This is a genomic window from Acidovorax sp. NO-1, from assembly GCF_000238595.1.
GTDB lineage: Bacteria > Pseudomonadota > Gammaproteobacteria > Burkholderiales > Burkholderiaceae_C > Acidovorax.
In genome coordinates this window covers 244,306-263,223 of sequence record NZ_AGTS01000078.1, presented here as the reverse complement: position 1 = coordinate 263,223, position 18,918 = coordinate 244,306, and the positions used below count along the sequence as shown (strand labels likewise).

General features: G+C 63.8%; 18 protein-coding genes and 2 pseudogenes. 16 read left to right on the top strand and 4 right to left on the bottom strand.

Features of this window, described 5'->3' with window-relative positions:
• Positions 1–8 precede the first annotated feature (8 nt).
• The 15 genes and pseudogenes from KYG_RS12160 (at position 9) to hisA (ending at position 11,609) form a co-directional block, all read left to right on the top strand.
• Positions 9–653 (top strand): phospholipid-binding protein MlaC, encoded by a 645-nt coding sequence (locus tag KYG_RS12160; protein ID WP_034694264.1) that lies wholly within the window; start codon positions 9–11, stop codon positions 651–653.
• A gap of 13 nt (positions 654–666) precedes the next feature.
• A complete protein-coding gene (locus KYG_RS12155; protein ID WP_034694373.1) occupies positions 667–939 on the top strand; it encodes an STAS domain-containing protein in 273 nt (90 codons plus the stop codon).
• Positions 940–1,013: 74 nt separating this feature from the next.
• Positions 1,014–2,039, top strand: a complete 1,026-nt coding sequence (locus KYG_RS12150; RefSeq protein WP_008905196.1) for an ABC transporter ATP-binding protein — start codon at positions 1,014–1,016, stop codon at positions 2,037–2,039.
• A pseudogene (locus KYG_RS12145) lies at positions 2,036–2,790 on the top strand (ABC transporter permease). The gene KYG_RS12150 and the pseudogene KYG_RS12145 overlap by 4 nt, the downstream one beginning before the upstream one ends.
• 104 nt (positions 2,791–2,894) lie before the next feature.
• A complete protein-coding gene (locus KYG_RS12140; RefSeq protein WP_008905195.1) occupies positions 2,895–3,137 on the top strand; it encodes a BolA family protein in 243 nt (80 codons plus the stop codon).
• A gap of 93 nt (positions 3,138–3,230) precedes the next feature.
• The gene (murA, locus tag KYG_RS12135) at positions 3,231–4,517 is read left to right on the top strand and encodes a UDP-N-acetylglucosamine 1-carboxyvinyltransferase (protein ID WP_008905194.1); all 1,287 of its coding nucleotides are present in this window, start codon (positions 3,231–3,233) and stop codon (positions 4,515–4,517) included.
• 2 nt (positions 4,518–4,519) lie between these two features.
• Entirely contained in the window at positions 4,520–5,167 is a 648-nt protein-coding gene (gene hisG, locus KYG_RS12130) for an ATP phosphoribosyltransferase (RefSeq protein WP_008905193.1), read from the top strand.
• A 19-nt stretch (positions 5,168–5,186) separates the two neighbouring features.
• A complete protein-coding gene (gene hisD / locus KYG_RS12125) occupies positions 5,187–6,554 on the top strand; it encodes a histidinol dehydrogenase (protein WP_008905192.1) in 1,368 nt (455 codons plus the stop codon).
• 832 nt (positions 6,555–7,386) lie between these two features.
• A pseudogene (locus KYG_RS25490) lies at positions 7,387–7,548 on the top strand (IS5/IS1182 family transposase); the annotation flags it as partial.
• 72 nt (positions 7,549–7,620) lie between these two features.
• Positions 7,621–7,845, top strand: coding sequence for a hypothetical protein (locus KYG_RS12120; RefSeq protein ID WP_008905190.1), 225 nt, complete (start codon positions 7,621–7,623; stop codon positions 7,843–7,845).
• Between the two features lie 14 nt (positions 7,846–7,859).
• Positions 7,860–8,312, top strand: coding sequence for a PIN domain-containing protein (locus tag KYG_RS12115; protein ID WP_008905189.1), 453 nt, complete (start codon positions 7,860–7,862; stop codon positions 8,310–8,312).
• Positions 8,309–9,430, top strand: coding sequence for a histidinol-phosphate transaminase (gene hisC, locus KYG_RS12110; protein ID WP_034694262.1), 1,122 nt, complete (start codon positions 8,309–8,311; stop codon positions 9,428–9,430). The genes KYG_RS12115 and hisC overlap by 4 nt, the downstream gene beginning before the upstream one ends.
• Positions 9,427–10,065 carry an imidazoleglycerol-phosphate dehydratase HisB gene (gene hisB / locus KYG_RS12105; RefSeq protein ID WP_034694259.1) on the top strand — a complete coding sequence of 213 codons (639 nt, stop codon included), beginning with the start codon at positions 9,427–9,429 and terminating at the stop codon, positions 10,063–10,065. The genes hisC and hisB overlap by 4 nt, the downstream gene beginning before the upstream one ends.
• 51 nt (positions 10,066–10,116) lie before the next feature.
• On the top strand, positions 10,117–10,794 hold the full coding sequence (gene hisH, locus KYG_RS12100) for an imidazole glycerol phosphate synthase subunit HisH (RefSeq protein WP_034694257.1): 678 nt from the start codon (positions 10,117–10,119) through the stop codon (positions 10,792–10,794).
• 68 nt (positions 10,795–10,862) lie between these two features.
• Positions 10,863–11,609, top strand: coding sequence for a 1-(5-phosphoribosyl)-5-[(5-phosphoribosylamino)methylideneamino]imidazole-4-carboxamide isomerase (hisA, locus tag KYG_RS12095; RefSeq protein WP_008905185.1), 747 nt, complete (start codon positions 10,863–10,865; stop codon positions 11,607–11,609).
• 87 nt (positions 11,610–11,696) lie between these two features.
• Here hisA and KYG_RS12090 read toward each other — a convergent pair whose 3' ends face one another.
• The 4 genes from KYG_RS12090 to KYG_RS12070 form a co-directional block, all read right to left on the bottom strand.
• Positions 11,697–12,764: an HlyD family secretion protein gene (locus KYG_RS12090; protein ID WP_008905184.1), complete on the bottom strand. Its 1,068-nt coding sequence runs from the start codon at positions 12,762–12,764 to the stop codon at positions 11,697–11,699.
• The gene (locus KYG_RS12085; RefSeq protein WP_008905183.1) at positions 12,761–14,614 is read right to left on the bottom strand and encodes a TolC family protein; all 1,854 of its coding nucleotides are present in this window, start codon (positions 14,612–14,614) and stop codon (positions 12,761–12,763) included. The genes KYG_RS12090 and KYG_RS12085 overlap by 4 nt, the downstream gene beginning before the upstream one ends.
• A gap of 291 nt (positions 14,615–14,905) precedes the next feature.
• Positions 14,906–16,231, bottom strand: coding sequence for a glycosyltransferase (locus tag KYG_RS12075; protein WP_008905182.1), 1,326 nt, complete (start codon positions 16,229–16,231; stop codon positions 14,906–14,908).
• A gap of 4 nt (positions 16,232–16,235) precedes the next feature.
• Entirely contained in the window at positions 16,236–17,696 is a 1,461-nt protein-coding gene (locus KYG_RS12070) for a diguanylate cyclase (RefSeq protein ID WP_008905181.1), read from the bottom strand.
• A 161-nt stretch (positions 17,697–17,857) separates the two neighbouring features.
• On the opposite strand from KYG_RS12070, the gene galE reads away from it, so the two are divergent.
• Positions 17,858–18,868: a UDP-glucose 4-epimerase GalE gene (gene galE / locus KYG_RS12065; RefSeq protein WP_008905180.1), complete on the top strand. Its 1,011-nt coding sequence runs from the start codon at positions 17,858–17,860 to the stop codon at positions 18,866–18,868.
• The last annotated feature ends 50 nt before the right edge of the window (positions 18,869–18,918 follow it).

Here is an 18,918-nt window from a genome sequence, read left to right as displayed (position 1 = left end):
TAAATAACATGATGAACCGACGATCCCTCGCCCGACAGGTATTGTTTGCCGCTGCTGTGGTGTCCTTGGGCATGCCACTCTTGGCCGCAGCGGCCGATGAGGCACCAGATGCGCTGATCAAGCGCCTGTCCACCGATGTGCTGAACACCGTGAAGTCCGACAAGGCCATCCAGGGTGGCGATCTGAACAAGGTCATAGCGCTGGTGGACAAGACGGTGATGCCCAACGTCAACTTCCGCCGCATGACAGCCGCCGCCGTGGGGCCAGGCTGGCGCCAGGCTTCGCCCGAACAGCAGCAAAGGCTTCAGGAGGAGTTCAAGATATTGCTGGTCCGCACTTACGCCGGGGCCCTGGCCCAGGTCAATGACCAGCGTATCCTGCTCAAGCCCCTGCGGGCTGCGCCGGAGGACAAGGATGTGCTCGTGCGCACCGAAATCGTCGGACGTGGCGACCCGATCCAGCTCGACTACCGGCTGGAGAAAACCCCTGGCGACGGCGCCGGCTGGAAGATCTACAACCTGAACGTGCTGGGCGTGTGGCTGGTGGAAACCTACCGCAGTCAGTTTGCGCAGGAGATCAATGCCAAGGGCATCGACGGGCTGATCGAGACACTGGTTTCGCGCAACAAGGCCAATGCCGCTGTCAGGGGCTGATAAGGCCTTCGCCATGCTGGTCCTTCCCCCCGAGCTCACCCACCGCCAGGCCACGCCCTGTCTGCACATGCTTTTGCAGGGGCTGCGGGTGCACCGCGAACCCGGTGTGGTGGTGGATGCCAGTGCGATGACGGTGTTTGACAGCTCGGCACTGGCGGTTTTGCTCGAGTGCCGCCGCGAGGCCTTGTCCGTGGGCAAGACCTTCGCCGTGCAGGGATTGCCCACCGCGCTGCGTGGCATGGCGGGCTTGTATGGCGTAGGCACCCTGCTTGCGCCCGCGTCCTGACCCCGCGGACCAAGGCGCCCTAACAGCCGGGTTGTCAGCGTGGATCAGGGCCAGGCCTTAAAATCCCTGCCTTCATGCCCGCAGTCTCCTTCCAAGCCATCTCCAAGACCTTTGCCACGCCCAAAGGCCCCTTTCAAGCTCTCAACGACGTCAGCCTGGACATCCAGGAGGGCGAATTCTTCGGGCTCCTGGGCCCCAACGGCGCCGGTAAAACCACCCTGATCAGCATTCTTGCGGGCCTGGCGCGCGCCACCAGCGGCCGCGTGCTGGTGCAGGGCAGTGATGTCCAGACGCAGTATGCAGATGCGCGCCGCAAGCTCGGCGTGGTGCCGCAAGAGCTGGTGTTCGACCCCTTCTTCAATGTGCGGGAGTCGCTGCGCATCCAGTCGGGCTACTTTGGCGTGAAGAACAACGACGCCTGGATCGACGAGCTGCTGGAGAACCTGGGCCTCACCGACAAGGCCAACGCCAACATGCGCCAGCTCTCGGGTGGCATGAAGCGCCGCGTGCTGGTGGCGCAGGCGCTGGTGCACAAGCCGCCCATCATCGTGCTCGACGAGCCCACGGCCGGTGTGGACGTGGAACTGCGCCAGACCCTCTGGCATTTTGTGGCCCGCCTGAACAAGGAAGGCCACACCGTGCTGCTGACCACGCACTACCTGGAAGAAGCCGAGGCGCTGTGTGGCCGCATTGCCATGCTCAAGTCGGGCCGCATGGTGGCGCTGAACCGCACCAGTGAATTGCTGCAGGCGGCCTCGGGCAGCATCCTGCAGTTCAAGACGGATGCCGCCTTGCCGCCCGCGCTGGCGGGGGTGGCGCGTGTCACCGGCCGCATCGTGCAACTGCCCGCGCACGACGCGGCCGAGATTGAAAGCCACTTGGCTGCCCTGCGTGTGGCAGGGGTCGAGGTGCACGACATGGAGATTCGCAGGCCGGATCTGGAGGACGTGTTCCTGCAAGTCATGTCGGGTACATCGGCCTCCAATATCCCGATGTCGGAGGTTGCGACCGCCGCCGCGCCGGGCCGCCCCAAGCAAGGCGCGGCCCCCTCGGGGGGCAGCGAGGACACGGCAGTGCCGAGCGTGGGGGCACAACGATGACCGGCTGGCAGACCCTTTTTTATAAAGAAGTGCTGCGTTTCTGGAAGGTCAGCTTCCAGACCGTCGCCGCGCCCGTGCTCACGGCCGTGCTGTACCTGCTGATCTTCGGCCATGTGCTCGAAGACCACGTCAAGGTCTACGACCGCATCAGCTACACCGCGTTTCTGGTGCCGGGCCTCGTGATGATGAGCGTGCTGCAGAACGCCTTTGCCAATAGCTCGTCCAGTCTGATACAGAGCAAGATCATGGGCAGCCTGGTGTTTGTGCTGCTCACGCCGCTGTCGCACTGGGCCTGGTTTGTGGCGTACGTTGGCTCATCGATGGTGCGCGGGCTGGTGGTGGGGCTCGGGGTGTTCATCGTCACGTTGGCCTTTGCGCGGCCGGAGTTCGCGGCGCCGCTGTGGATACTGGTGTTTGCGGTGCTGGGGCGGGCCTGCTTGCCACGCTGGGGCTGATTGCGGGGCTGTGGGCCGACAAGTTTGACCAGCTCGCTGCGTTCCAGAACTTTGTGGTCGTGCCCATGACGTTCCTGTCGGGCGTGTTCTATTCCATCCAGTCGCTGCCACCGTTCTGGCAGACCGTGAGCCACCTCAACCCGTTTTTCTACATGATCGACGGGTTCCGCTATGGCTTCTTCGGCCAGAGCGATACATCGCCCTGGCTCAGCCTCACTATCGTGGGCGTGGCCTGGATGGCCGTGAGCGCGCTGGCCGTGCACCTGCTGCGCACGGGCTACAAAATCCGTAACTGACATGACTTACGCAAAACAAGGTTCGGGCAAGCGCTCCCCTCCAGGGCGAGGCGGTTGTTGCATCCCGATTTGCGTCAGTCCTCATTGATTCCGAGCGCCCCACCATGACCGCTGACCAACTCAAAGACATCATCGCTGCCGGCCTGGCCTGCGAACACATCACGCTCGAAGGCGACGGCCGCCATTGGTACGCCACCATCGTCTCGGCCGAGTTTGAAGGCAAGCGCGCCATTGCGCGCCACCAGCGCGTGTACGCCACGCTGGGCGCCAAAATGCACACCGACGAAGTGCATGCACTGTCGATGAAGACCTTCACGCCCGCCGAGTGGGCGGCCCAGGCGCAGTGACGCGCCGCGCCTGAATGCTCACTTATTTATAGCTGCTAGCGCTTGACGGATAAGCGCTGGAGGCTATTTTCATTCATATTTTTGTTGGTAGAGATGGACAAACTCCTGATTCGTGGCGGACGCAGCTTGCAAGGCGAGGTGCTGGTGTCTGGCGCCAAGAACGCCGCCTTGCCGGAGTTGTGCGCCGCCCTGCTCACGGCCGAGCCCGTGACGCTGCTCAACGTGCCCCAGCTGCAGGATGTGAGCACCATGCTCAAGCTCATCCGCAACATGGGCGTGGCGGCCGAGCGGGCCGACGACGGCACGGTGCGGATTGATGCCAGCGCGCTGAGCACGCCCGAGGCCCCGTACGAACTGGTCAAGACCATGCGCGCCTCCGTGCTGGCGCTGGGCCCGCTGCTGGCGCGCTTTGGCGAGGCCACGGTGTCGCTGCCCGGCGGTTGCGCCATCGGCTCGCGCCCGGTGGACCAGCACATCAAGGGCCTGGCCGCCATGGGCGCCGAAATCGTGGTCGAGCATGGCTACATGATCGCCAAGCTGCCTGCACTTTCGAATGGTGGCCGGAAGCGCCTGAAGGGCGCTCGCATCACCACCGACATGGTCACGGTGACGGGCACCGAGAACTTCCTCATGGCAGCCGCACTGGCCGAGGGCGAGACGGTGCTCGAAAACGCCGCGCAAGAGCCCGAGATTTCCGACCTGGCCGAGATGCTGATCGCCATGGGCGCGAAGATCGAAGGCCACGGCACCAGCCGCATCCGCATCCAGGGCGTGGACCAACTGCATGGCTGCACCCACCGCGTGGTGGCCGACCGCATCGAGGCCGGCACCTTCCTGTGCGCTGTGGCCGCCACGGGCGGTGATGTGGTGCTGCGCCATGGCCGCGCCGATCACCTCGACGCAGTGATCGAAAAGCTGCGTGAGGCCGGCGCTACCGTGCAAGCGGTGGAAGGCGGCATCCGCGTGCAAAGCGCGGGCGGCGCCACGCTCAAGGCCCAGGGCTTTCGCACCACGGAGTACCCCGGTTTCCCCACCGACATGCAGGCCCAGTTCATGGCGCTCAATTGCATTGCGCAGGGCACGGCCACGGTGACCGAGACGATTTTTGAAAACCGTTTCATGCACGTCAACGAGCTGGTGCGCCTGGGCGCCAAAATCCAGGTGGATGGCAAGGTGGCCGTGATCGAGGGGGTACCTCGCCTGTCCGGCGCTACCGTGATGGCCACCGACCTGCGTGCCTCGGCCAGCCTGGTCATCGCGGGTTTGGTGGCCGACGGCGAAACCGTGGTGGACCGCATCTACCACCTGGACCGCGGCTACGACTGCATGGAAGCGAAACTGCGCGGCATTGGCGCCGACATTGAACGGATGAAAGCATGAGCATGATCACCCTGGCGCTTTCGAAGGGCCGCATCTTTGACGAAACCCTGCCGCTGCTGGCCGCCGCCGGTATCGAGGTGCTGGAGGACCCCGAAAAGTCGCGCAAGCTCATCCTGCCCACCAACCAGCCCAACGTGCGTGTGGTGCTCGTGCGCGCCACCGACGTGCCCACCTACGTGGAGTACGGCGGCGCCGACCTCGGCGTGACCGGCAAGGACACCCTCATCGAACACGGCGGCCAGGGCCTGTACCAGCCGCTGGACTTGCGCATCGCCAAGTGCCGCGTGAGCGTTGCCGTGCGCAACGACTTCGACTACGAGCGCGCTGTCAAGCAGGGCTCGCGCCTGAAGGTCGCCACCAAATACACGTCGATTGCGCGTGACTTCTTTGCCACCAAGGGCGTGCATGTGGACATGGTCAAGCTCTACGGCAGCATGGAGCTGGCCCCGCTCATCGGCCTGGCCGACGCCATCGTCGATCTGGTCTCCACCGGCAACACGCTCAAGGCCAACCACCTCGTGGAGGTCGAGCGCATCATGGACATCAGCTCCTACCTGGTGGTCAACCAGGCCGCGCTCAAGCTCAAGCAGGCACCGCTGCGCCGCATTATTGATGCGTTTGCTTCGGCCATCCCTGCCCCCAAGAACTGAACCCACCGTAGAACGCACTATGACTTTGGTAGCTGCTCCCGCCCGTCTGTCCACCGCTGCGGCCACTTTTGAGGCTGATTTTGCAGCCCGCCTGCATTGGTCTGCCGACACCGACGCGGCCATCGAGCAGCGCGTGGCCGACATCCTGTCCGACGTGCAAAAGCGCGGTGATGCGGCCGTGCTGGAGTACACCGCCCGGTTTGACGGCCTCTCAGCCCCTAGCATGGCCGCGTTGGAGCTGACCCAGGCCGACTTCAAGGCCGCGTTCGACGCCATTCCACAGGCCCAGCGCGACGCGCTGCAGGCCGCCGCCAGGCGCGTGCGCAGCTACCATGAGGCGCAGAAGAAGGCTTCGGGCGAGAGCTGGAGCTACCGCGATGAAGACGGCACCTTGCTGGGCCAGAAGGTCACGCCGCTGGACCGCGTGGGCATCTACGTGCCCGGTGGCAAGGCCGCGTACCCGTCCAGCCTGCTGATGAACGCCATCCCGGCCCATGTGGCGGGCGTGCAGGAAATCATCATGGTTGTGCCCACGCCCGTGCGCGGCAGCGTGGCCACCGGGGGCTCGGGTGCGCAACTAGCGTCTGACAAGGGCGAGCGCAACGATTTGGTACTGGCTGCGGCCTATGTGGCGGGCGTCACGCGCGCCTTCACCATCGGCGGCGCCCAGGCCGTGGCTGCGCTGGCCTATGGCACGGCCACCGTGCCCAAGGTCGACAAGATCACCGGCCCCGGCAACGCCTACGTGGCCAGCGCCAAGAAGCGCGTGTTTGGCACCGTGGGCATCGACATGATTGCAGGCCCGAGCGAAATCCTGGTGCTGGCCGACGGCACCACACGGCCCGACTGGGTGGCCATGGACCTCTTCAGCCAGGCCGAGCATGACGAGCTGGCCCAGTCCATTCTGCTGTGCCCCGACGCCGCCTACCTCGACGCCGTGCAGCGCGAGATCGACCGCCTGCTGCCCACCATGCCGCGCGCCGAGATCATCGCCAAGAGCCTCACCGGCCGGGGCGCACTGATCCTCACCAAAGACATGGAAGAAGCCTGCGCGATCAGCAACCGCATCGCACCGGAGCACCTGGAGGTGAGCAGCACCGACCCGCACCGCTGGGAGCCGCTGCTGCGCCACGCCGGCGCGATCTTCCTGGGCGCCTACACCTCTGAGAGCCTGGGCGACTACTGCGCGGGCCCCAACCACGTGCTACCCACTAGCGGCACGGCACGCTTCTCGTCCCCGCTGGGCGTGTACGACTTCCAGAAGCGCAGCAGCATCATCGAAGTGAGCGAAGCTGGTGCCCAGGTGCTGGGCGCCATTGCTGCCGAGCTGGCCTACGGCGAGGGCTTGCAGGCCCACGCGCAAGCCGCAGAGATGCGGTTGAAATGAGCACGCCTTATTGCGTCCATGCCGCTCTGCTGGACGGCGTCGCTGCTTTTTGTTGTCTCTGACACTTGGGTGGGCGACGATTTTTGCCAAGTAGGGCTCAAAGATGGGTAAAACCGATCTCCGCAAGGTGCTTGCGACTGGTCATTGAAGCAGGCAGCTGTTGACACAGCCTATTTCTAAGCTACGGACAAATCAGCAACCAGTCGTAATGCTGGTCATGCGCACCTTCGTGTACGCCTGAAATCGCAACAGTGCCAGACGCCGTCACTTACCAGCCCTTTGGCAAACTGCAACTTACACGCGCAATGGACGATTGCGACTCGACAAAGGTCACCGCAAGCTTCAGACCATTCCATGTCCACCTATCCACAGGAAGAATGGGGCTCGAGAACTCCGGTGTACCAAACAGCTTGCGTACCTCATCCCGAGAAGCGCTAAATGTAAGCCCGGCGGGGAGATCTAACGGATACTGGCGGTGATTTTCTCGTCCTTCGCTGAAAAAAAAGACGCAACTCAAGATCAACGACCCCTCTGGTGAGTTATGCGTCAGAACATACGATTGAGGATCGGAAAAAACAACGTCTATTCCATGCTCAGGTGCGTCAAGGGCAGTATCGAAGTCACCCCTTTTGAGTTCGATTTTCTGGTGTGCAAGATCCAGCCGATCTAGCAGGCTAACCACCTTGGGATCAACATTCGACCTTCCAAGTGCTTCCAAACATTCATGTGTTGATGGAGTCATTTCGCGACTTTCAGGATTCAGCGCAGCATTCTGCGTCAGGCCTACGACGTGTCGTTGGCTGCGCTTAGTATTTAAGAGACCCAACATGCTCTTTCGCACGCGTTTTGGGTCATCAAGGGTGCTTGGATGGCGCGTGGCCGACGATTGAAGAACTACCGTCAGCTCAAGCTGCTGTTTGCGCTGTCCAAGCTGTGGATGGTGCGCCACCAACTGCGGTCCGCAAAGGGTAAGCGCGTGCAAAGTCAACCTTGAGAGTAGAAATGTGCTGTTTTAGTGCGATTACACGAACTTCGTGAAACACGAAGTTCGTGTAATATTTAACCCATGAAAAACATCACCGTGACCATGGACGACACCGTTGCCGAATGGGTGCGCGTGGAAGCCGCCAGGCGCGGCAGCAGCGTCTCGCGCCTGCTAGGTGAATGGCTGGCCGAAAAGATGCGCCAGGAAGACGCCTACGCCCAGGCCATGCGCGAGGCGCTGGGGTTCGAATCCTGGGGCGCGTCCAGCGGACCGTACGTGCCCCGCGAAACCCTGTTTTTGCGCTGAACGGGGCAGAACGCATGGCCACCGTCCCCATCTTTGTCGACACCGAAATCCTGCTCGCTAGCGTGGACGACCGCAATGCCGAGCGCCAGGCGCGGGCGCGCGAATGGATCAGCTTTTGCTGGCAGACGCGCAGCGGCCGCATCAGCTCGCAGGTGCTCAACGAGCTGTACAACCAGGCCATCCAGCGTTTTGACGGCCCGCAGGTGCTGCAGCAGGTGCGCGCCCAGGTGCGCCGCCTGCGCGTGTGGCTGCCGCCGCACCTCGACTCCTACACGGTGGACGGCGCCTGGGACCTGCAGGACCGCTACCGCCTGGGCTACTGGGATGCGCTCATCCTCTCGTCCGCCCATCAGCAGGGCTGCCGCTACCTGCTCACCGAAGCGTTGCCACACGACCAGCCGATGGACGCCGTGCGGCCGATCAACCCTTTTCTTGTCACCCCCAACGAACTGGACACCACCGAATGACTACTCCCGCGTCGTCCCCCCTCCAGGCCCTGGCCCGCATCCGCCCAGACGTACGCGCGATGCATTCCTATGTCGTGCAGCCCTCCACCGGCATGCTCAAGATGGACGCGATGGAGAACCCCTTCCGCCTGCCCGCGCATTTGCAGGCCGCGCTGGGCCAGCGCCTGGGTTCGGTGGCACTCAACCGCTACCCCGGCGACCGCATTGCCGACCTGAAGGCGGCCCTGGCGCAGTACGCGGGCATGCCCGAGGGCTATGGCATCGTGCTGGGCAACGGCTCGGACGAACTCATCACCCTGCTGGCCCTGGCCTGCGCACAGCCGGGCACAGGTCAGCGCGCCACCATGCTGGCACCCATGCCCGGTTTTGTGATGTACCCGCTGTCGGCGCAGCTGCAGGGCCTGGACTTTGTCGGCGTGCCGCTCACGCCCGACTTCGAGCTGGATGAGCCCGCCATGCTGGCCGCCATCGCGCAGCACAACCCCGCCATCACCTACATCGCCTACCCCAACAATCCCACGGCCACGCTGTGGGACGAGAGCACGGTGCAGCGCATCATCGACGCTGCCGGTGCGCAGGGCGGCATCGTGGTCATGGACGAGGCCTACCAGCCCTTTGCCAGCCGCACCTGGATCGACCGCATGCGGGCCGAGCCTGCGCGCAATGCGCACGTGCTGCTCATGCGCACGCTCAGCAAGTTCGGCCTGGCGGGCGTGCGCCTGGGCTACCTCATCGGACCCTCGGCGTTCGTGAGCGAGATCGACAAGGTGCGCCCGCCCTACAACGTGAGCGTGCTCAACTGCGAGGCCGCGCTGTTTGCGCTGGAACATACCGAGGTTTTTGCCGCCCAGGCCGCCGAGATCCGTGTCGAACGCGCCACGCTCATCGCGGCCCTGCGCCAGATGCCGGGTGTCGAAAAGTGCTGGGACAGCGAGGCCAACATGGTGCTGATCCGTGTGGCGGATTCCGCCCGGGCCTACGAGGGCATGAAAAACCGCAAGGTGCTCGTCAAGAACGTTTCTACAATGCACCCATTGCTGGCCAACTGCCTGCGCCTGACGGTAGGCAATGCCGAAGACAACGCGCAGATGCTGGCCGCACTCCAAGCCTCCTTATGACTTCCTCCGCACTTGTACCCTCCGCCCCATCGGCCGACCCGATGGCCGACCGCATCGCCGAGGTCAGCCGCAACACCGCCGAGACGCGCATCACTGCGCGCATCAACCTCGACGGCACCGGCCAGGCCAAGCTCTCCACCGGCATCGGCTTCTTCGACCACATGCTCGACCAGATCGCCCGCCATGGGCTGATCGACCTCGACATCGACTGCGAGGGTGACCTGCACATCGACGGCCACCACACCGTGGAAGACGTGGGCATCACGCTGGGCCAGGCTTTTGCGCGCGCCGTGGGCGACAAGAAGGGCATCCGCCGCTACGGGCATGCCTACGTGCCGCTGGATGAAGCGCTGTCGCGCGTGGTGGTGGATTTCTCGGGCCGCCCCGGCCTGCACATGGACGTGAAGTTCACCGCCGGCAGCATCGGCCAGCTCGACACGCAACTGGTGTTCGAGTTCTTCCAGGGCTTTGTGAACCACGCGGGCGTGACGCTGCACATCGACAACCTCAAGGGCGTCAACGCACACCACCAGTGCGAGACCATCTTCAAGGCGTTCGGGCGCACGCTTCGCGCGGCGCTTGAGCGCGACCCGCGCTCGGCCGGTGTCATCCCCTCCACCAAGGGTTCGTTGTGAAATTTTGGATTAAATCAGGCTCTATCGCTTGATGGATAAGCGCTAGCAGCTATGAATATGGAAGCAAAAACAGTGGCGGTCGTGGACTACGGCATGGGCAACCTGCGCTCGGTGTCGCAGGCCGTGCAGGCCGCTGCCGAGGGCTCGGGCTGGACCGTGGTCGTCACCCAGCGCCCTGAAGACGTGCGCGCCGCCCAGCGCATCGTGCTGCCAGGGCAGGGCGCCATGCCCGATTGCATGCGCGAGCTGCGCGAATCCGGCCTCCAGGAATCGGTGCTCGAAGCCGCCGCCTCCAAGCCGATGTTCGGCGTGTGCGTGGGCATGCAGATGCTGCTGGACCATAGCGCCGAGGGGGATACGCCGGGCCTGGGCCTCATCCCTGGCGATGTGCTCAAGTTTGACCTGGCAGGCCGCACCCAGCCCGACGGCAGCCGCTTCAAGGTGCCCCAGATGGGCTGGAACCAGGTGCGGCAGATGCCCCACGCCCACCACGGCGGTGGCGTGCACCCGGTGTGGGCGGGCGTGCCAGACAACAGCTACTTCTACTTCGTGCACAGTTTCTACGCTGTGCCGAAAAATCCTGCCCACTGCGCAGGGCAAACGGACTACGGCGGTTTGTTCGCTGCCGCCGTGGCACGCGATAATATTTTTGCCACCCAGTTCCACCCGGAGAAAAGCGCGGAGCACGGGCTGGCCCTGTACCGCAATTTTCTGCACTGGAATCCCTGATCCCTTAACCGCCACCCGTTCGGGCCGAGCTGCGTCTCGCCCTTTTCCTCCCCCCGAACTTCACCACCATGCTGCTCATCCCCGCCATCGACCTCAAAGACGGCCACTGCGTACGCCTCAAACAAGGCGATATGGACCAATCCACCACCTTTGGTGAAGACCCCGCCGCCATGGCGCGCAAGTGGCTGGATGCCGGCGCACGCCGCCTGCACCTGGTGGACCTGAATGGTGCGTTTGCGGGCGTGCCCAAGAACTACAGCGCCATCAAGTCCATCCTGAAAGAGGTGGGCGACGACATCCCCGTGCAGCTGGGCGGTGGCATCCGCGACCTGGACACCATCGAAAAATACATCGACGGCGGCCTGCGCTACGTGATCATCGGCACGGCGGCGGTGAAGAACCCTGGCTTCCTCAAAGACGCCTGCAGCGCCTTTGGCGGCCACATCATCGTGGGGCTCGACGCCAAGGATGGCAAAGTGGCCACCGACGGCTGGAGCAAGCTCACCGGCCATGAAGTGGTGGACCTGGCCAAGAAGTTCGAGGACTGGGGTGTCGAATCCATCATCTACACCGACATCGGCCGCGACGGCATGCTGTCGGGCATCAACATCGACGCTACGGTGAAGCTGGCGCAGGCTTTGAGCATCCCCGTGATCGCCTCGGGCGGCCTCTCGAACATGGCCGACATCGAGCAGCTGTGTGCGGTGGAAGACGAGGGCGTGGAGGGTGTGATCTGCGGCCGCGCCATCTACAGCGGCGACCTGGACTTTGCTGCCGCGCAGGCGCGCGCAGATACTTTGGGCCGCCCTGCCTGATCCTTGTTGCAGCGACGACCCGCAGCGACGCTTGCAGGGTCTCGCGGCACGCTCAGGGTAGTCGTCGGTCTGAAACTGCGCCTTTCCTCAAGGCGCCCAGTCCCATACCCAGTCGAAGCGCACATCCAGCGGCAGGTAGTGAATGCGGTAGGACGGCGGCAGAGGTTCGACAGGGCGCAAACGCACGACAATCGACGGCATGCGTGGGGCCAGAGGTGACGTTCGCTCTGCGGGGGTGCGCTCGGCTTCTGCGATGACGTCTGCCACTTCGGCGCGAATGCGCCCCCCGTCCATGAAGCGCAGTGTGGCTTTGCGCCCCACTTGCGCATAGCGTGCCTGGTCGGGCGGCAAGTAGGCGTGGACCATCGCGGGGGCTGGCCCTTGCAGTACCGCTATGTCGGCACCGGGCGTGACCCATTCGCCCTGGTGCACGAACTGGCGCACCACCACGGCATCGAAGGGTGCTCTCACATCCCCATCCTCTGTGGTTGAATCCTCGACCGCGCGGGGTGCGGGGGTATCGGGCGGTGCGTCAGGGGGCCTGGCCTGCTCGCGTACCAGCTGGGCCCTGTTTTCCCTCGCATCAGTGCTCGCACGCACTGCCACAGCCTGCGCCTGCATTTCCTGGATGCGTGCGTTGTCCAATTCCTGGCGCGTCGCCGCTCCTTCGGCGCGCAGCGCCTGCATGGTGCGCAGGCGTTCCTGTTGCAGTGCGAGCTGGCTTTGGGCCAGGCGCAGGGCCTCATCAAACATGGCCTGGCGGCTCGCGATCATTGCCACCATGGGGTTGGATCGGTCACGGGCTGGTGCAGGAGCAGGTGTTGCCGGAGGATTCTGGCGAGGCGCTGCTGCGCCCTCCAGAGCGATGACAGGTTCTCCGGCGCGCACCAAAGCGCCTGGCTGCGCGACGTGTTTCACCTGACCGGCCGTACGGGCACGCACCACCACCTGTTCGGTCATCACGATGGCTGGTGAGGTCTCCCACCAGTACGCCACCGTGAACCGGGTCAGCAGGTAGGCTGGCGGGGTGAGCACCATGGCCAGCAGCAAATACCAGCGCCAACGCGGCACCGCTCGTTTGGACGCGGCATAGCGCACGGACAGGCCGTTGGTTTCCTGGGCTGAGCCCGGGGGTTTGTCGAACTGAATTTTCAAGGTCGTGCCTTATTGAACTCTTCCAGCGACTGGATCAGAACGCCGCTGAATCCAGGCTGCCCTTCCAGTGATTTCGCCAGTTGGCGCCAGCGTTGCAGTGCCGCTGCTTTGCCCACCGAATAGCTGCTTTCCTCCGGGGGCAACGTGGATTCCATGCTTTGTGCCACCGCCAGCCGCAGTCCGACGGGGCCCTGGAGAAGGGGTCGTGCGATGTCGGCCGCGCGCACTGGATTGCTTACGTAGATCATGGCCACCAGTTCCGAGACACCAGCGGCAGCAATGCGCTGAGCGAAATCGGGCGACTGCAGCTCCCGGTAGTGTGTGGTCAGGCCCAATGGCCAGGGCACGGCGGCGCGTACGGCTTGCAGAGTCTCGACGACTGCGTCGTCCCAGAGCGGTTGGTCGGCGGAGGGCAATTGGCTGCGCTCCAGGTCAAGATTCAATCCGTCGAAGGGGAGGGCGCGCAATCGGGCCAGCAAATCCAGCAGATCCTGCCGGTGCGCGGGCAGTACCCAGGCGGGCTCGCCCAGCAGCAGCTCCACGCGAATCCCCAGGGACCTGGCCTTGGCGAGCAGCTGCAAGAGCCTGTTTTTTTCAGAAGGAAGTGTCAGCCGGTGCAGTTGCACTGCCGTGAAGGAGATCAAGACCCGCGTGCTGCCCGAGGGCAGCGCGTGCAAGCGGCTGGGGCGCTCCACAAGCGCCTGCCCTTCCCATGCGTACCAGCCCACGGCGTCCGGGGCTGGGGCCGCCTTGGCTGCCGCGGCAAACCCGGCGGGCAGTGTCGACAACACGGCAGAACCTTCATCCTGCGCAGCAGGGATCGCCGAGCCGCAGCTCTCCGGGGCCAAGGCCAGCAGATCCAGCTGGGCCAGGTCGCGGCGTTCTGCGCCATCGATGACCTGGATGGATGCCTGATAAAGCTCGTGGCGTGCAGTCAAGAGCGAGGCATATCCGTCGCCATCAAAGGCTTCCAGGCGTCGCGAGGCAACGCGGACCGCCTCGTGCGCGGCCTCAAGCCTGCGGACCAGACCTGCCAATTCGGCTTGACGCAGTTGCCACTGGGCGAGATGCTGCTCTGCCAATGCATGAAACTCGCCGCGGCGTACCTGCAGCAGGTTTTCAAGCCGTGTGCGTTCGCCCTGGATCTGCCCCAAGGCAGCGTCCCGCTGGGCGCGCCATTGCAAGGGCATCGAAAAGTCGATCGCCACTGCGGTGTTGCGCCCGTTGGGCCCGCCGATGTCGTGCGTTAACCCCTGCGCCAAGGAAATGCTGGCCTCCAGCCCGGTGTGCTTCAGGGTGTCCGCGATCTGTCCCCATGTGTTGAGTTCCAGCTGCGCCAGGGCAATGGCCGGGCTCTCGTCGGCACTTGCCAGCAGCGTATCGGCGCTGCGGCAGGTTTCTGGCCACACCATGGGCTGCGTTTGGACCACCTGTGGATGCTGGCCGGTGAGCCGCGAAAGTTCGCTGAGATTCAAGGCTTGCTGGGCAAGCTGGTTGTTGCTGGCGATCTGCACCGCATCGAACAGCCCCAGCAGTTTGAGCCTTTCGGCCTCAAGCATCAAACCGGATCTGTGGCGGGAGTCCAGCTGGGCCGTCGCCCGGGGGCGCATATCCAGAAAAACCTGGGCGATCTGCAACCTCTGTGTAGTGCGCACTTGTCGCACATAGGCTCTTCGCACAGTCTGCACTGCATCCGTGCGTGCTTGGCGCAATCGCTGCTGGCCTTGGGCAGCGGCCAGTTCTGCCTCGCGCAGACTGCGCACCTGCGCATTGCGGCTTCCCAGCAGAGGCCAGCGCACACCCAGTTGGGCATTCAGGCGTCGGTAGTCGCGGCTGAGCGTGTCGGTCACTGCTTCGCGCGCTACGTTCAGTCCGCCCCCCCGAACAGCCGTGCTCCCTGGCCGGCCCTGGCCGCGTCATTGCGGTGCCCCGCCACATCCAGTTCCGCTTGTGCCAACCTGACCAGGGGGGCAGCCACGCGCGCAAGGGTCTCCAGCTCTGAAAGGGAACCGCCGGTGCCTGGAGAGCCAGCCCCTGAGGAGGCTGCCAACGGGCTTGCCGCCGCGAGCGTCAGTCCCAGCGCCACTGCCAGCGGCAAGGCCAAGGCCAGACGCACGTGTCTTGATAGGTATCCGGACATCTCAGAATTTGGTTTTTCGAAGAACCCACCAAGGCGCCATGGACGAGTCCAGATGCGACTTCAGGAAAATTTCCTGGAGGATGGAAAAAGAGCAGTGCACACGATTGACAAATGCAAACAGGGGGAACAGGGGCAGGAAGGCAAGGTACACCAGATCGTCCGCGGGCCGCTCTGAGACGGCCACGATGTAGAGCAGGAAGTAAAAAAGGAGGGACGCCAGATACGCGAGATAAATGAAGCCAAGGACGCCCAGCACTGCGCCCACCGGCAGCGTGAACAGCATGACGCCGGTGTAGCCGACGATCATAAAAGGCATCACGAGCTGCATCAGCAAGCCGTTGACGACCACGAACAGGAAATTGCGCCAACCCAGCAGCCTGGGGCGTAGGTTGAACCGGAACTTGCGAATGAAGATGTAGAACATGTCGCCGTCCCAGCGCAGCCGCTGGCGAAAGAAGATGCGCCAGGAGTCGGGTGCATCGGTGTGTCCGACGGCGTGCGGCTCAAACACGATGCGAAGGCCGGGGTGGCGACCGAAATACTGCTTGATGCGCGTAGTCATGTCCAGGTCTTCGGCTGTGCCCGCGTCCCACCCTCCCAGGTTGCGGATGAACTGCGTGCGAAACACGCCAAACGCGCCGGAGATGTTGTTGACCAGGTTGAACTCCGACAACCCCGTTTTACCGGCCGCGATCGACAGCAGGTATTCCAGCGCCTGCATGCGCGTGGCCAGCGACCGTTTGGCATTGCGCACGCGCAGGTTCCCTGCGACTGCCACCACACCAGGATCATCAAAATGGCGGGTGGCATTGCGCACCATGTCGTTGTCGAACGAAGTGTCTCCGTCCAGCGCCATCACGATCTCACCTGTTGCCACGGACAGGCCGGCGTTGAGCGAAGAGACCCGGCCACCGCGTTGCCATTTGGGCAACACCACCAGCTGGCGACGGGGAGCGGCGCGCAGCAATGTCCGGGCGTTGCGCGCCGCCACCAGCGTGGGGCGGTTTTGTATGGCCCCGTCAACGATGGCGATGATCTCGATGACGCCGGGATACAGCTGGTGCGCCAGGGACTCAATGGTCTTGCGCACGTCCTCGCCCTCCGAGTAGCACGTGATCAGGCACGAAACGCGCGGATACCGCTCGCGCTGCCGATCAGGCCGGTGCTCGCGCAGCCCGTATCGCACCATGCCGGCAGTGACCAGAATGTAGAACGGCGCCTCCAGCAGCACGACGAAGGGAAAGAACTTCAAAGCAAGTTCCAGCCAAGTCTGCGAGCTGGAGCTGGCAAACAGCGTCTGAAACGAGAAGACTATCTGCTCCCACATGCGCTCAGTCGCTGCCCTCAAGGCGGTTCATCAGTTGCGCTGCGTTGTCGCCGGGGCGCAGATCGCCGGGCACCTGCAGATATCGGATCCGCGCCTGCAGCGCCGATCCATCTGCAGCGAGATCCTCGGATACCAGAGCTTTCTCAAGCCGCGCCGCCAAACCTTCGGGTGAGGAAAACGGCAGCAGAAGCCACAGACGCTCTTCATGCGTCCGGGTCGTAATGTCAGAGGTTCGCAGCAACTCGTGCAGGCGGCGGGCGAATTCATCCAGCATCAGGAAGACCCGTGCGGCCCCATGCTGCTCAATCAGCCCGGTGGCGTTCTGGAACTCCACCAGAATCAGCGCAAACCGCATTTCTTTGTGGCGCACGTGTGTAGCAAGTGTCCAGTCAACCAGTCGGCGAAAGTACGGGGGCTCGACGTAGTTGGCGGTGTCCAGCGCCGCAAAGGACTCCTGGATCTGGCCCGCACGCAAGGCGGCGCGACCATGCGGGGCGAGCCGTAATGTGGCGACCTCTCGCATGTCGAGAGCATCGGGCTCAGCCACCGTTGCGCAGTCAAGGCAGCGTGCAATAACGCTGGTTTCCATGAAAACGTGGTGACAGCTGCCACAGGCGTACTGGGTGAGAGGGCGGTCATAGTCAACGCCGATATGCCGCAAGGCCGTGCTGCACTTGGGGCACACCAGCGCCCCGTCGTTATGGAATACCGCCTCCGGACCCACGTGACCACACGAGAAACAATGCAGCGAAGCCGACTTGCCGATATGTATGCTGGAGCAGTGCGGGCACACGTCCAGATAGTGCAGGTGCGCGCTGGCGCAGGTGCGGCAATGGCGGGTCCGGTCAATCAACAGCGCAGGTTCCAGGAGCCTGCGGCGCGTGAGCGTTGCGAGGCAGCGGGCCGCATCATCGCCATCGCGCGCCAGGGCCTCTACCATGGGATAGCGGTAAAGCTGCGCACTTTGCCGATCGAGCAACGGTTGGAGTTCAGCGGTGTCGCGCAGGTAGAGAAACAACAACACGCGCTCATCAAAATGCAGTGTTGTGGGATCCCTTTTAAAACTGCGCCGTACAGCCAGCGCCCGCTCGCTCATCGAGCGGGCTTGTGCATAGGTGGCGGCTGCATCGGCCAAGGGCGGCGGCGTGGCGCCGCCGGAAGTTACCACCACCGGGCGATCCCACCACATGCTGCTTCGCACTTTTCCTGCCAGATCGGCTTGATCGGCAGATGTCCAGCCGTCCAGATAGAAGCCCAGCGGGACCAGTCCGGTGCCGAGAAATGCTTCCCAGGACGGCAGCGCGACGCCGTCTGCCTCGTCGTGCGCGCGGTCCCCCGAGGGGCGCAGGATCACCATGCGTTCGGCGTCCGCAAAGAAGGCCGTGGGAGTAGCTCCGAGAGGCTCAAGCGTTGACGTATCTGCAGTCATGTGAATGGTTTTGTTGGAGGACTGGGGCATCTCCATGGAAGCCGCCGATATCCTGGAGAATGCGCTCTCGCATTTTCTGTTGTATCTTGCCGCAGGTGGACTGCGTATTGTGCGGGCGCCCGGCAGCGGACCCGGCGCTTGCTGGCTTGCGACGCGCCAGCGCCTTGATTTGGGTATTTTTTGGGAGTTGGCCGTCAATGATTCTTGTAACCGGTGGCGCAGGTTTTATAGGTTCGCACACCTGCGTGGCGCTGGCCCAGGCGGGTGTGCCCTACCTCATTTTGGACAACTTCGCGAACAGCCGCCGCTCAGTGATAGAGCGCATTGGGCGTATCACCGGGGCCGCGCCGCTGTGTGTAGAGGCGGATGTGCGCGACGAGCGGGCGCTGGCGCGTGTTTTTGCTGAACACCCTGTGGATGGCGTCATCCACTTTGCGGCGCTCAAGGCGGTGGGCGAATCCGTGCGGGAACCGTTGCGCTATTACGACAACAATGTCTCCGGCACGTTGACCCTGCTGCGGGCGATGCAGGCTGCAGGCGTGCAAACCCTCGTTTTTTCTTCCTCCGCGACGGTGTACGGCGATCCTGCATCAGTGCCCATCCGCGAAGACTTTCCGTTGTCTGCGACCAATCCCTATGGATGGAGCAAGCTCATGATGGAACAGATGCTGGCCGACCTCGATGCCGCGCAGCCTGGGCGGTGGCGGATTGCACGGCTGCGCTACTTCAACCCGGTGGGAGCGCACGAAAGCGGGGTCATCGGCGAGGATCCACAGGGAGAGCCGGGCAACCTGATGCCGTACGTCGCGCAGGTAGCAGCGGGGGAGCGCGCCTGCCTGAACGTGTATGGCAACGACTATGGCACCCCCGATGGGACCGGCGTGCGGGACTACATCCACGTGTGCGACCTCGCGGAAGGCCATGTTGCCGCTTTGCGCTATCTGCGCGGACATGCCGGATTGCTCACGGTCAACCTGGGTACCGGCAAGCCTGTGTCGGTCCTGGAGATGGTGCACAGTTTTGAACGGGCCAGCGGTCGGCCGGTGCCTTACCAGGTGACGGGGCGGCGGCCGGGTGACGTCGCGCAGTGCTGGGCCGACCCGACGCTTGCCCGGCAGTTGCTGGGGTGGAGCGCCCGCCATGGCGTGGATCGGATGTGTGCCGATGTATGGCGTTGGCAGAACGGAGTAGCCCGCGCACTCGATTGAACCCGGTGCAGGGCGGCACTTGGCCGTGCATGGTATCTTGTCGCCCCATC

Bases quoted from the DNA above. Each gene is read 5' to 3' on its own strand.
- KYG_RS12160 (WP_034694264.1), top strand. From the start codon at position 9: ATGATGAACCGACGATCCCTCGCCCGACAGGTATTGTTTGCCGCTGCT.
- KYG_RS12155 (WP_034694373.1), top strand. From the start codon at position 667: ATGCTGGTCCTTCCCCCCGAGCTCACCCACCGCCAGGCCACGCCCTGT.
- KYG_RS12150 (WP_008905196.1), top strand. From the start codon at position 1,014: ATGCCCGCAGTCTCCTTCCAAGCCATCTCCAAGACCTTTGCCACGCCC.
- KYG_RS12140 (WP_008905195.1), top strand. From the start codon at position 2,895: ATGACCGCTGACCAACTCAAAGACATCATCGCTGCCGGCCTGGCCTGC.
- murA (WP_008905194.1), top strand. From the start codon at position 3,231: ATGGACAAACTCCTGATTCGTGGCGGACGCAGCTTGCAAGGCGAGGTG.
- hisG (WP_008905193.1), top strand. From the start codon at position 4,520: ATGATCACCCTGGCGCTTTCGAAGGGCCGCATCTTTGACGAAACCCTG.
- hisD (WP_008905192.1), top strand. From the start codon at position 5,187: ATGACTTTGGTAGCTGCTCCCGCCCGTCTGTCCACCGCTGCGGCCACT.
- KYG_RS12120 (WP_008905190.1), top strand. From the start codon at position 7,621: ATGAAAAACATCACCGTGACCATGGACGACACCGTTGCCGAATGGGTG.
- KYG_RS12115 (WP_008905189.1), top strand. From the start codon at position 7,860: ATGGCCACCGTCCCCATCTTTGTCGACACCGAAATCCTGCTCGCTAGC.
- hisC (WP_034694262.1), top strand. From the start codon at position 8,309: ATGACTACTCCCGCGTCGTCCCCCCTCCAGGCCCTGGCCCGCATCCGC.
- hisB (WP_034694259.1), top strand. From the start codon at position 9,427: ATGACTTCCTCCGCACTTGTACCCTCCGCCCCATCGGCCGACCCGATG.
- hisH (WP_034694257.1), top strand. From the start codon at position 10,117: ATGAATATGGAAGCAAAAACAGTGGCGGTCGTGGACTACGGCATGGGC.
- hisA (WP_008905185.1), top strand. From the start codon at position 10,863: ATGCTGCTCATCCCCGCCATCGACCTCAAAGACGGCCACTGCGTACGC.
- KYG_RS12075 (WP_008905182.1), bottom strand. From the start codon at position 16,231: ATGTGGGAGCAGATAGTCTTCTCGTTTCAGACGCTGTTTGCCAGCTCC.
- KYG_RS12070 (WP_008905181.1), bottom strand. From the start codon at position 17,696: ATGGAGATGCCCCAGTCCTCCAACAAAACCATTCACATGACTGCAGAT.
- galE (WP_008905180.1), top strand. From the start codon at position 17,858: ATGATTCTTGTAACCGGTGGCGCAGGTTTTATAGGTTCGCACACCTGC.